14 protein-coding genes are annotated in these 11,786 nt (G+C 43.7%); 9 read left to right on the plus strand and 5 right to left on the minus strand.

Annotated elements, in window-relative coordinates; translation table 11 throughout:
• Positions 1 to 115 precede the first annotated feature (115 nt).
• A complete protein-coding gene (gene shc, locus HWQ36_RS12235) occupies positions 116 to 2,047 on the minus strand; it encodes a squalene--hopene cyclase (protein WP_292702575.1) in 1,932 nt (643 codons plus the stop codon).
• 119 nt (positions 2,048 to 2,166) lie between these two features.
• Here shc and HWQ36_RS12240 point away from each other — a divergent pair, with 119 nt between their 5' ends.
• Complete coding sequence (locus tag HWQ36_RS12240; protein ID WP_292702577.1) at positions 2,167 to 3,378, plus strand: glycosyltransferase; 1,212 nt, start codon at positions 2,167 to 2,169, stop codon at positions 3,376 to 3,378.
• A 63-nt stretch (positions 3,379 to 3,441) separates the two neighbouring features.
• On the opposite strand, the gene HWQ36_RS34360 is transcribed toward HWQ36_RS12240, so the two are convergent.
• Genes HWQ36_RS34360 through HWQ36_RS12250 form a run of 3 tightly spaced genes read right to left on the minus strand, consistent with a single transcriptional unit; the run spans position 3,442 to position 4,237 of the window.
• Complete coding sequence (locus tag HWQ36_RS34360) at positions 3,442 to 3,609, minus strand: hypothetical protein (RefSeq protein WP_366828892.1); 168 nt, start codon at positions 3,607 to 3,609, stop codon at positions 3,442 to 3,444.
• Positions 3,610 to 3,621: 12 nt separating this feature from the next.
• Positions 3,622 to 3,855, minus strand: coding sequence for an HNH endonuclease signature motif containing protein (locus tag HWQ36_RS34365; RefSeq protein WP_366828894.1), 234 nt, complete (start codon positions 3,853 to 3,855; stop codon positions 3,622 to 3,624).
• 1 nt (position 3,856) lies between these two features.
• Complete coding sequence (locus HWQ36_RS12250; RefSeq protein ID WP_292702579.1) at positions 3,857 to 4,237, minus strand: hypothetical protein; 381 nt, start codon at positions 4,235 to 4,237, stop codon at positions 3,857 to 3,859.
• A 252-nt stretch (positions 4,238 to 4,489) separates the two neighbouring features.
• On the opposite strand from HWQ36_RS12250, the gene HWQ36_RS12255 reads away from it, so the two are divergent.
• Both HWQ36_RS12255 and HWQ36_RS12260 read left to right on the plus strand, forming a co-directional pair.
• The gene (locus HWQ36_RS12255; RefSeq protein ID WP_292702581.1) at positions 4,490 to 4,726 is read left to right on the plus strand and encodes a hypothetical protein; all 237 of its coding nucleotides are present in this window, start codon (positions 4,490 to 4,492) and stop codon (positions 4,724 to 4,726) included.
• Positions 4,723 to 5,550 (plus strand): nucleotidyl transferase AbiEii/AbiGii toxin family protein, encoded by an 828-nt coding sequence (locus tag HWQ36_RS12260; protein ID WP_292702583.1) that lies wholly within the window; start codon positions 4,723 to 4,725, stop codon positions 5,548 to 5,550. Before HWQ36_RS12255 ends, HWQ36_RS12260 begins: the two co-directional genes overlap by 4 nt.
• A 22-nt stretch (positions 5,551 to 5,572) precedes the next feature.
• Here the strand turns inward: HWQ36_RS12260 and HWQ36_RS12265 are convergent, their stop codons facing one another.
• Positions 5,573 to 5,923, minus strand: coding sequence for a helix-turn-helix transcriptional regulator (locus HWQ36_RS12265; protein WP_292702586.1), 351 nt, complete (start codon positions 5,921 to 5,923; stop codon positions 5,573 to 5,575).
• A gap of 80 nt (positions 5,924 to 6,003) precedes the next feature.
• On the opposite strand from HWQ36_RS12265, the gene trxA reads away from it, so the two are divergent.
• From trxA to HWQ36_RS12295, 6 genes are all read left to right on the plus strand, one after another.
• Positions 6,004 to 6,327: a thioredoxin gene (gene trxA / locus HWQ36_RS12270; RefSeq protein WP_012412473.1), complete on the plus strand. Its 324-nt coding sequence runs from the start codon at positions 6,004 to 6,006 to the stop codon at positions 6,325 to 6,327.
• A 201-nt stretch (positions 6,328 to 6,528) separates the two neighbouring features.
• Positions 6,529 to 7,323, plus strand: coding sequence for an SDR family NAD(P)-dependent oxidoreductase (locus HWQ36_RS12275; protein WP_292702596.1), 795 nt, complete (start codon positions 6,529 to 6,531; stop codon positions 7,321 to 7,323).
• A gap of 62 nt (positions 7,324 to 7,385) precedes the next feature.
• Positions 7,386 to 8,498 carry an alkene reductase gene (locus HWQ36_RS12280; RefSeq protein WP_292702598.1) on the plus strand — a complete coding sequence of 371 codons (1,113 nt, stop codon included), beginning with the start codon at positions 7,386 to 7,388 and terminating at the stop codon, positions 8,496 to 8,498.
• A gap of 180 nt (positions 8,499 to 8,678) precedes the next feature.
• Entirely contained in the window at positions 8,679 to 9,344 is a 666-nt protein-coding gene (locus HWQ36_RS12285) for a nitroreductase family protein (protein WP_292702601.1), read from the plus strand.
• A gap of 343 nt (positions 9,345 to 9,687) precedes the next feature.
• Entirely contained in the window at positions 9,688 to 10,986 is a 1,299-nt protein-coding gene (locus HWQ36_RS12290) for an MFS transporter (protein ID WP_292702603.1), read from the plus strand.
• 80 nt (positions 10,987 to 11,066) lie between these two features.
• Positions 11,067 to 11,756 carry an SDR family NAD(P)-dependent oxidoreductase gene (locus HWQ36_RS12295; RefSeq protein ID WP_292702606.1) on the plus strand — a complete coding sequence of 230 codons (690 nt, stop codon included), beginning with the start codon at positions 11,067 to 11,069 and terminating at the stop codon, positions 11,754 to 11,756.
• Positions 11,757 to 11,786: the final 30 nt, after the last annotated feature.

Consider the following 11,786-nt stretch of genomic DNA (forward strand, 5'->3'; position numbering starts at 1 on the left):
GGCAAATCCTTATTCATTAGAGTTGAACTACAGGTTTCAAGATAGACGTGGTTTATGTATTTTTCTTTTTTCGTATGAAACCACCCTGCTCTCCTACTTCTTTTTGAACTTTGGTTCAAGACAGGGAGAGATTCATCGAATCCATCATTGCTTGATAGCGACCTAACGCCATTAAAGGAAAGTATTGTTGATACAGATGATATTTAAGATAGAAATGACAAGGGAATCCAGTGCCTGTAAAGTCCGCCTCAAACCAAGTACCATCGGGTTGTTGAGTTGCAACTAGATAGCCAATTCCTTGCTCAATAGCCTCAAGCGCTAATTTACCAGTTGCTTCACCTGCTGCCAAGAGGCCAATTAAAGCCCAAGCGGTTTGAGATGCAGTACTATTTCCTTTTCCTTTAAGACTGGGGTCATTATAGCTGCGGCAAGTCTCACCCCAACCACCATCTGAGTTTTGACACCCTACTAACCAAGCTGCTCCCCATTCTATACTGAGTTTATGCTTTTGAGGATCAATCAATGCTAAGGCTGACAAAACGCCACTGGTGCCGTAGATATAATTTACACCCCAACGACCAAACCAACAGCCTTCGGTTTCTTGTTCGTGCAGAAGATAAGTAAGCGATCGCTCTAAATTATCACTATCAATTGCCAAATTACAAGCACCAAGCATTTCTACGACTCTAGCCGTAACATCTGCGGTATTTGGATCAATCATCGCTTTCAAGTCGCCATAGGGGATGGAGTTAAGCCAATCTTGATCGTTATCCAAATCAAAAGCAGCCCAACCGCCTGGTTTACATTGCATAGATGCAATCCAGTTTAACGCCCGTGCGATCGCAGCCTGCTTAATTTTTTCATTGGGGAGTTTCACCAAATGTAAAGCCATCACCACCACCGCCGAGTCGTCTACATCGGGATAAAAGCGATTGTCAAACTCAAAAGCCCAAGCCCCTGGTTTTCCCTGACGATTTTTTACAGCCCAATCTCCGTAATCTAAAATTTGTTTTTGTAATAACCATTCTCCAGCCTTCACCACAGCCGGATGATCTGGGGCAAAGCCAGATTCTACTAAGGCACGTATTGCCCAAGCTGTATCCCACACGGGTGAAATACAGGGCTGTACCCGATAACTATTTTCTGTTTCAATGACAAAGTTATCAATTGCTTGCAAACCCCGCTCCACAATCGGATCGCTTCGGTCATAATCTAGACACCGCAAAGCTAGCATTGAATTCAACATCGCCGGAATAATGCCGCCCCAATCGCCTGTCGCTTCTTGCCGTTCTAAAATCCATTTTTCGGCGGCTTTGATGCCTTCTTCACGAAAGGGGACTAAATTCAAGCTTTCTGCCCACTTGAATCCTTGATCGAGGGTGAGGAATAAATCTGTCCAATCCCCACTTTGGGGTAATTCCCACCGGACTCGATCCACACCTTCAGCGTATAGCTCATCTAGATTGATAGTTGGGTTGGTGATAAAAACAGGTTTGCGATCGCATACAATCAGTAATGGTACTGTACTGGAACGTGCCCAGCTAGACATCTCGTAGATATTAACTGGGAAAGTTTTGGGCAACAACATTATCCAAGGTGGTAGTGAGGGAATACCGCGCCAGTTGTAGCAGCCAATTAAGGCTAGGTGCAACTTAGTAAAAATTCGAGTTTTGCTGATCCCACCCCATTGGAGAATAAAAGCTTTCGCCCGAATCATCGCCGGATCGCTTGCTGGTACACCTAGCAGTCTTAGCGCCATGTAGGCTTCAACTGAAGTGCTAAGTTCTCCGCCATCACCGTAGTAAAGCTCCCAGCCACCATGCTGTCGTTGCTCTTGACGCAGATATGCTTCAACTTTGTGTAAAGGTCTGGTTTGGTCTGTTCCCCAAATCTTATGCAAAAGAACGGCTTCAGCAGTGATGGTGACATTAGATTCTAACTCTGCCCACCAATAACCTGCGGGATTTTGAATCGAAAGCAAATATTGTTGACTAGCTGCGATCGCCGTTGCGACTTGATTGACTTTTACCCTGTCTTGTGTTTGCATCAAATACTATTTAACCTCAACACCCAACACTATTGAATACGGCAATCCGATGAAAAATTTTTTTCCTTTATTGGTAGACATAGTATTGTGTCTGAGTCACTGAGAATTTGCAATAGGTCATGGGTGTAATTGTATTAGGATTGATGCTGTTATCCTTGACAATTTGGTTGGGATTACTATGTTTTTGGGGACAATTTTGGCGGACAGACCAGCAATTAGAGGTAGAGACGTTGTATACAACGTCTCTACAATCGTTACCTGTGGTTTGTGTGGTGGTTCCGGCGCGTAACGAAGCTGAATTAATATCAACTAGTTTGCGATCGCTCCTACTTCAAGATTATCCTGGTTCTTTCAACGTATTTTTAGTAGACGATCGCAGTACAGACGGTACAGCAAATTTTGCCGAAGGAGTTGCACACGCTGTCGGTAAACCCCAGCAAATGCATATTATCTCTGGCGTTTCACTACCTGCTGGTTGGTCGGGCAAACTTTGGGCAGTTGAGCAAGGTATAAAGAGTGCTAGTAAATTCGCACCTGATTATTTTTTTCTGACCGACGCAGATATCGAACATGATCCTAGTAATCTCCGGCGACTCGTTACGAAAGCTGTCCAAGAAGATTTAGACCTGGTTTCGGTAATGGTGCGACTCAGGTGTGAGAGCTTTTGGGAAAAACTTTTAATTCCGGCTTTCGTGTTTTTCTTCCAAAAACTCTATCCTTTTCGCTGGGTCAATGATCCAAACAATCCCACAGCCGCCGCAGCTGGGGGATCTATTCTAATCACCCGTGAAGCTTTAGAGCGAATCGGAGGCATTCAAGTGATTCGCCAAGCTTTAATCGACGATTGCGCCCTAGCTGGGGCTGTTAAGAAGAGTGGGGGACAAAGGGAAAAGGGGATAAACAATGTTTCCAGTCAAGGGCGTATCTGGCTAGGATTGAGTAGCTTGACTCGGAGTTTGCGTCCTTATGACTCGCTAGCGACAATTTGGGATATGGTTGCTCGTACTGCCTATACTCAACTCAATTATTCTCCATTACTCCTCTTAGGCACTTTAATAGGAATGCCTCTGATTTATCTAGTTCCGCCTGTGTGTGTAATTCTAGGAGCAGTTTGGGGCAATTGGGCGATCGCACTTACAGGTTTATTAGGATGGCTATTGATGACTTTTGCTTACTACCCGACGATCCGCTTTTATAAATGTTCTCCGTGGTTAGCTTTTAGCTTACCTGCGATTGCTTTTCTCTATACACTGATGACTTTAGACTCAGCACTCCGTCACTGGCAAGGGCGCGGCGGCGCTTGGAAAGGAAGAGTTTATCCCAACCCTTAACATTTCTGAAGTTTACTAAATTCCCTATTGCTCTGGGAGCAAAATTCGACTTGATCTTAATATCTACGGGTATTGTCCTTGACTGATCAACACTTGTCGAGAAAGCACCCGATTGGGAACATTAAATTGAAGTAACCTTGCAGTCCCTTGACCAATCTGAGTTTTTCCTTCTATCCTGGCATTTTCAAGATAAAAATGTTCATCCCAAACCAGACGGCGGGGATTAAACAATGGAACAATTTCTTAAGTAAGCTGGTCTATAGTAGCGAAATCAGAGCCTTTGTGACGGTTACAGGATAAACATGAAAGTGCCAAATTCTCAACAGTAGTTTCACCCCCATGTTTAACGGCAATAATATGGTCTACTTCATGGGTATAAATAGAAAAGTTTTGATGGATTTGGCAATATTCACAGCGTGCTGAAGCTCTCTGGATAACTAACCTACGAAGTTCCACAGAAATCAAATTAGAAGTCATGTTAGCTGATTGCAGAATAAGCTCGTGCTTTTAATAAAATCATCATCTGCTCTAGCTGCTCGTAAACATCTAATTCTGCTAATTCCATTTGATTGAGTGTTGCAGAGCGATTTTTTTCTAGTAATTCTTGTAGGCGGGTTTGAGATTGAAATGAAACTTTAAAATTAATAATTTCTTCTGGTTTTGGCCCCTTAATTAAAAAATCAATAACTTCTTGATAAACTGCTGGAATATTTGTACTCTCAGGGTTAACTGTTGGCTGAATAGTTATTGGTAGATTAACAACGTCTAGTAATCGCCAAAGCAATTCGGGTAAGCGATTTTGCAGAGGTTCTAAACGTTGAGCCAGTTCATCGGGAATTTGAATGGTGAATTCTGCCATTGGTGCTTTTGTTGCGATTTTGCACTCTTAAGAATATATATTGTATCCTAATTATAGCTTTCAAACCTACCTCTGCATCAGATGCCATTGCTTTGATACGGGCATCACACCCCAAGACTTAGCAGCACGTAGATTTTTTTGGGTCGCCCGCTTTATATTTCATCAGTGATTTGTCCTTCTCAAAAGTGGTCAAGTTATAAGGTAATAAAGCTAAAATTAAAGTAAGCCAAAAGTGGTTGATTTAAAAAAGTCATGACAACCGCAACATCAACAAATAATCCTGTTATTGTCCCCAAAAAGCTGCCTTTTCTGGAATCAATTTGTTGGCAGACAGCCAATGTCTATCGGTTTACTCCAGAAGAAATGCTGAGTCGCTACGAGCGTGGTTGGCAATATCGCAACCTATTTAATAATCTTGAAGGTGAAGAACTCAATTTTCTTCAGGAACTCGCCGGACGCTATAGATCCTGGTTGCAAGTTTATTTATGACCTCCAGATTTGAACACCATAATAAAATTCTCACAGTTCTTGAATGCTTAGATTCTGACATACTTAGGAAGGGTTCTGCTTACTTCGGCTTACCTCGACTTCGCTCGGCACAAGTCGCTCAGTACAAGTACTTCGGTGGCGGAACCCTTCTTGCATTTGAGTTTGAAGAATATCGCTGGAGTAAAGATGTTGACTTTATCGCATCTGTCGGTACAGAAGGCTACAAATACCTGCGGACAGTGGTATTTGATGGTGGGCATGAAGCATTATTTCATGATTTAAGTAAAATCCAAGTTGGACGTAGCACAACTGACCAATATGGAATTCGGATGATCGTTTTTGTAGATAATGTGCCGATTAAAACGGAAATTATTGCTGAAACTCGTTTTCAATTAGACCCACCAAGATATCCAAAGTGGTCACTTGTTCCCTGCTTAAGCTTCAATGACTGTTTTACCTCCAAGCTGCTGTCAAATTCTGACCGTTATGCAGATGACAGCGTTGAGGCAAGAGATTTAATTGATTTAGCAATTCTTAGGCTGCGATCGCCAATCCCTCAAGCATCAATTGAGAAGGCTGAAAAAGCATATCAGGTTATGCGCCCTTTGAAAAGAGCGATCACACTATTTCAGGGAAGACCAGATTACAGAGAGAAATGCTTTCTCAGTCTACAAGTCGATCAAGCTCAAATACCCAAAATTATCGATGGTATTGATTTACTCTCTACAGATTTAGGATTATCTCACACTCCAAGGGCTTTTCGAGAACAACATGATATCTTTGCTGATTTAGAAACACAAATTAAAAAACAAGAAGATTCTTAAAGAGGTCATGCCGACCCATGCCCTAAATCCTTGAAGCTGTTTGTTTAGTACTGGCGGGAACAACAGGCAATGGTTGAGCGGCTTTCAAGACTGCATCCAGCAACCCTGGAAACAGCATCTCTAAATCTTCACGCCGCAGTATGTTGATGTGATGTGTCCCTTCTTTCCGTGTAAAGACTATCCCAGACTCCCGCAAAATCTTAAAATGATTGGACATTGTAGACTTAGCGATCGCAAAATCAAACTTGGCACAGCATTGTTCCCCCTCAGTCGCCAGCAGCCGCACAATCTCTAGCCGCACTGGATCGCCCAATGCATACAACACTCCCGGCAAAGAAATATTTTTTCTATCTGGATGATAAAGAAATCTCATAGTTGCATTATCTCATCAAGTGGCATATATTTTTATTATTCGATATTATCGAATTATAGAATTAACTAGGAAGGCAATTTATGTCATCCATTACAAATGTCACAGAAGCCACATTCAAGCAAGAAGTCTTGGAAAGTGAAATTCCGGTCTTAGTAGACTTTTGGGCCCCGTGGTGCGGCCCTTGCCGGATGGTGGGCCCAGTAGTCGATGAAGTTGCTGCGGAATACGAAGGACAGGTGAAATTTGTGAAGCTGAACACAGATCAGAATCCGACTGTCGCCAGCCATTATGGAATTCGCAGCATTCCGACGCTGATGGTTTTTAAAGGAGGTCGGCAGGTTGATACTGTCGTAGGGGCAGTTCCAAAAACCACATTGAATAAGACCTTAGCACAGCATCTTTAATTTAAGTAAACGGGAGTGGGGAGTGGGGAGTGGGAGGCAGGGGGCAGGGGGCAGGGAGCAAGCGAGATGAGGGAGATGAGGAAGATGGGGAGCAGGGAGCAAGCGAGATGAGTTTTCCCCCTGCCCCCCGCCCCTCTGCCTCTTTTCCATGCCCCATTCCCAATTCCTGAATTCTGTTTCAACTAACGGGGAAAGAGCTAAATGGACTTGAAATTGTATGGTAAATCCGCGCTGGTGAGTGGCTCAACCGCAGGTATTGGTTTAGCGATCGCTCAAGGATTAGCTCAAGAGGGTGCATCAGTGATTGTTAACGGTCGATCTGAGGAAAGAGTAGCCCAAGCGATCGCTAAAATTCAACAAAGTATACCCGAAGCAAAAGTTTCTGGTGTTGTTGCTGACACAGGTACTGCATCAGGGGTAGAGCAACTTTTGCAAAAAGTTCCTCACGTTGATATCCTCATAAACAATGTCGGTATTTATGAGCCAAAAACCTTTTTTGATATTACAGATGAAGACTGGTTAAATATATTTAATGTTAACGTTCTCAGTGGAGTTCGTTTGAGTCGGCAATATCTGCAAAAGCAGCTAGAGCAAAACTGGGGACGGATAATTTTTATCTCTAGTGAATCTGCCATTCAAATCCCAGTGGAAATGATTCACTATGGCACAACTAAGACAGCGCAGCTTGCTGTTGCAAGAGGTCTAGCAGAAATGACAGTTGGGACTGGAGTTACAGTAAACTCCGTCCTACCAGGGCCAACCCGTTCAGAAGGAGTTGAAGACTTTATCACAAATCTGGCCAAGGAACGGGGTATTAGTCCCGATCGAGTTGAGGCGGAGTTTTTTCAAAATGTGCGTCCAAGTTCCTTGATTAAACGCTTTGCAACTAATGAAGAAGTAGCAGCGATCGTAGTTTATCTTTCTAGTCCCGTAGCATCAGCAACTAATGGTGCAGCTTTGCGGGTAGATGGTGGTGTTATTCGGTCGATTGTTTAGGTGTGGGACTGGGGAATAAGGGACAAATGACTAATGACTAAAATAATTTGGAGATATAACCAATGACTACTGATATCAACTTATTTTCTTCCTATCAATTAGGAAATTTGGAACTCCCGAACCGGATTGTGATGGCACCCTTAACCCGAAACCGGGCAAGTGAGGGAAATGTACCATACGAACTGAATGCTACCTACTACGCTCAACGTGCTTCCGCCGGACTGATTATTGCGGAAGCAACACAGGTAACTCCTGAAGGACAGGGCTATCCTGCTACGCCAGGAATTCATTCGTCAGAACAGGTGGAAGGATGGAAATTAGTAACTGATGCCGTACATCAGGAGGGAGGTAGAATTTTTCTGCAACTATGGCATGTAGGCAGGATTTCCCATCCTGACTTACAACCGAATGGAGTTTTACCTGTAGCACCTTCTGCCATTGCTCCTAAAGGTGAAGCATCAACTTATGAGGGGCCAAAACCATTTGTTACTCCCCGTGCTTTAGAAACTTCAGAAATACCGCAGATAGTAGAACAGTACCGTCAGGGAGCGGCAAATGCTCTAGCGGCTGGGTTTGATGGAGTAGAAATTCACTCAGCTAATGGTTATTTAATAGATCAATTTCTCCGCGATCGCACCAATCAACGTACAGATAAATATGGGGGTTCTATTGAGAATCGCGCTCGACTACTATTAGAAGTGACAGAGGCGGTAACTAGTGTGTGGGATTCTAACCGAGTCGGGGTACGTTTCTCTCCCAGTGGGACTTTTAACGATATAGGTGATTCCAATCCCTTGGAGACATTCGGTTATGCGGCTCAAGCGTTGAACCAGTTTAATTTGGCATATCTGCACATTTATGAGGCAACAGAGGCAGACATTAGACATGGTGGGATAATTGTACCCACCAGTCATATACGCGATCGCTTTACAGGTACACTCATCGTCAATGGTGGTTATACCCGTGAAAAAGGCGATGCTGTCCTGGCAAACAAAGCAGCAGATTTAGTTGCCTTTGGCACATTATTTATATCAAATCCCGATTTACCCCGCCGCTTGGCTTTGAATGCACCCCTAAATCAACCAAATCAAGCAACCTTTTATGGTGGCAGTGAAAAAGGATATACAGACTATCCATTTTGGTCAGCTGCTAATGAGGCGGTAGCTCAGGCATAATTCGTAATTCGTAATTCGTAATTCGTAATTATGACTCTTGCTGATGCGTGTCTGATGAAACTCGTTTGTTCTGAAATTAGGAATAATTTTTATTTTTGTTTCATGAATAAATAGAATCATTTGTATCCTAATTAGGAATTACGAATTATTTGGTCATAACTCAACTATCAGGAGAATCTCATGAGTTCCATCACCCAAACTCAACCTTTAGATGTACCAAGTGCGATCGCTAAACGTCGTTCAATCAAAACTTTTAAAGCAGACCCCATCACCCCAGAACTACTAAAGCAACTGGTAGAATTGACCGTGGCAGCGCCCAGCAGCTATAATATCCAGTCTTGGCAAATTATTCTTGTGCAAGATGAGGCGCAAAAGGCGGCATTATCAGCAGCTTCGTGGAATCAACAGCAAATTATCCAAGCACCTGTAACCTTTGTGTTTGCAGCCGATCCTAACGCAGGTGAACACAACTTAACCCCAATTATGGAGCAGGGACTCGAAACTGGAGCATGGAATGAAGGCACAGTAAATTACTTTAAAACCGCCGTCCCACAATTTCAAGCTGGACTAGGCGAAAAGCGACGCGAATATGCGATCAAAGATGCCATCATCGCCGCTACTCATTTGGTGTTAGCAGCAGAAAGTCTGGGATTATCCACTTGTTTTATGAACGGTTGGATTGAGGATAAAGTAAAACAAGTGATTGGTGCTGGGGATAATTCAGATTTAGCGATCGCTGTTGTTGTTCCTGTTGGCTATGCAGCCGAACCACGCTTAAATCCAGGTCGTTTGCCATTCTCTTATAACGTCTCTGTGGATAGAATCGGCAATCCTTATGCAGGGTAGCTTTTCTTAAATGGGGCATAAAGCAAGAGGTAAAAGAGTCGAGTTCTGAGCCTCATTAATGGAGTTCAAAAACTCATCGACGAAGCTCGGAGGTTCATCGACAAAGTTCAAAGACTCGTGAATGAGTCTTTAATATTCATTCACGAGTTCCATTTATACCTACTCGATAAATTATAGATATTGATCTCTGCTCCACCACTCCTAATACTATTCGGTTAAGACAAGAGACGCGATGAATCGCCGTCTCTACAATAATCAGTCTTTTGTAGAGACGGTGATTTATCGCGTCTTTGTGATAATTTATCGCTTAACCTGAACCTATTGCCACCACTCCCTACTCATCATGTCCCTAGCCTCCTTCCTAGCACGTCGTTCGTTTCACTATGGCTGGCTCGTTGCTGGTTTAACATTCCTAGCTTTGCTCGTTGCAGCCGGAATTCGCTCTGCTCCGGGAGTTTTTATAGTGCCTCTCGAACAGGAGTTTGGCTGGAGTAGAGCAACTATATCTTTGGCAATCTCCATTAATTTAGTACTTTACGGACTGATTGGCCCTTTTGCCGCCACGCTTATGGAGCGAATCGGCATTCGCCGGATGATGGTATTTTCACTTGCTATCATTGCTCTCGGTGTGGGTTTAACCACTTTGATGTCAGCATCTTGGCAGCTAGTTTTGCTGTGGGGTGTAGTTGTCGGTTCTGGTAGCGGAGTTATCGCCCTGGTTTTGGGGGCGATTGTTGTCAATCGCTGGTTTTCTGAAAAGCGGGGTTTAGTTCTCGGCATCTTAACCGCTAGTACAGCCACAGGACAACTGGTGTTTTTGCCCATGTTGGCCTCAATAGCCGATCGCTTTGGGTGGCGAACTGCGGCTTTAGCTCTTACTGGTGCAGCACTTCTAATTATTCCAGCGATCGCAGCCTTTATGCGCGATCGTCCGGCAGATGTCGGTTTGCGACCCTTTGGCGACAATACCGAAACTGTAGAAATATCACAGCCGAGAGCAAATTCCATCGCCTCTACCCTCAACGCTCTCTGGTTGGGAATGCATAAGCGCGATTTCTGGCTGTTATTTGGTAGCTTTTTTATCTGTGGCGCTAGCACAAATGGGTTAATTGGAACTCATCTGATTCCTGCTTGTATTGACCACGGTATCCCGGAAGTTAAGGCTGCGGGGCTTTTGGCAATCATGGGACTATTCGATTTTTTTGGTACTACTATGTCCGGTTGGTTATCTGACCGATGGAATAATCGCTACTTATTGTGCTGGTACTACGGACTGCGGGGTTTGTCTTTGATTTTCTTGCCCTTCAGTTTCAATTTTTCCTTCTATGGACTTTCCATTTTCGCCGTCTTTTATGGACTTGATTGGATTGCTACCGTACCACCGACAGTCCGTCTTGTTGCCAATGCCTTTGGTAAAGAAAATGTCGGCGTGATGTTCGGTTGGATTGTCGCAGGACACCAGCTTGGTGCAGCCACAGCAGCATTCGGAGCCGGAGTGTTGAGAACTTGGACGGGTAGCTATTTACAAGCGTTTATTTTATCAGGTATTCTCTGTTTGATTGCCGCAGTTGGTGTACTGCAAATTGGTCAAACTCCCACTAAGGGCAATTCACAGCTATCTTCAGTCACGCTCAATTCTTAATCTATAAATGAAATGTCTTAATCAGAATGGCACTAAGAAAAGCTCTAAGCTAGACAGAATAAGCACTACAGGTTTAAAATATGGCAACAACAGCTTTAATTGTCGGCGCAGGTAGTGGACTGAGTGCTTCTTTAGCCCGCCTATTTGCCAAAGAAGGATTCACGATAGCTTTAGCGGCTCGTCAAATTGAAAAACTCACTCAATTGACTAGTGAAGTTGGCGCAGTTAGTTTCGCTGCTGATGTTTCAAAGCCAGATGAAGTAGAACAATTATTTATTGATATTGATCATAAAATTGGTTCCCCGAATGTTGTCGTTTACAATCCCAGTTTTCGGGTGCGGGGGCCTCTTATTGATCTAGACCCTGCTGAGGTAGCAAAAACCCTAGATGTAACTGCTTATGGTGGCTTTCTCGTCGCTCAAGCTGCTACCAAAAGGTTTTTGAAACTTGGCGGTGGTGCTATATTTTTTACTGGAGCCTCGGCGAGTATTAAGGGTTATGCTAATTCTGCTCCCTTTGCGATGGGTAAATTTGCACTGCGCGGTTTGGCTCAGAGTATTGCTAGAGAATTAGCACCAAAGAATATCCATGTAGCACATTTCGTGATTGATGGGGCAATCCGTTCAGCAGTTCGCCCAGATCCAGTAGATAATCCTGATAGTACTCTTGACCCAGATGCTATCGCTCAAACTTATCTCAGCATTTTACGCCAACCCCGCAGTGCTTGGACTTATGAAGTAGAACTACGTCCTTGGGTAGAGAACTTCTAGCCTAGACTATTGTTACAACATTGGTTTTGC

This window comes from Nostoc sp. NMS2, assembly GCF_017115105.1.
Classification (GTDB): domain Bacteria; phylum Cyanobacteriota; class Cyanobacteriia; order Cyanobacteriales; family Nostocaceae; genus Nostoc.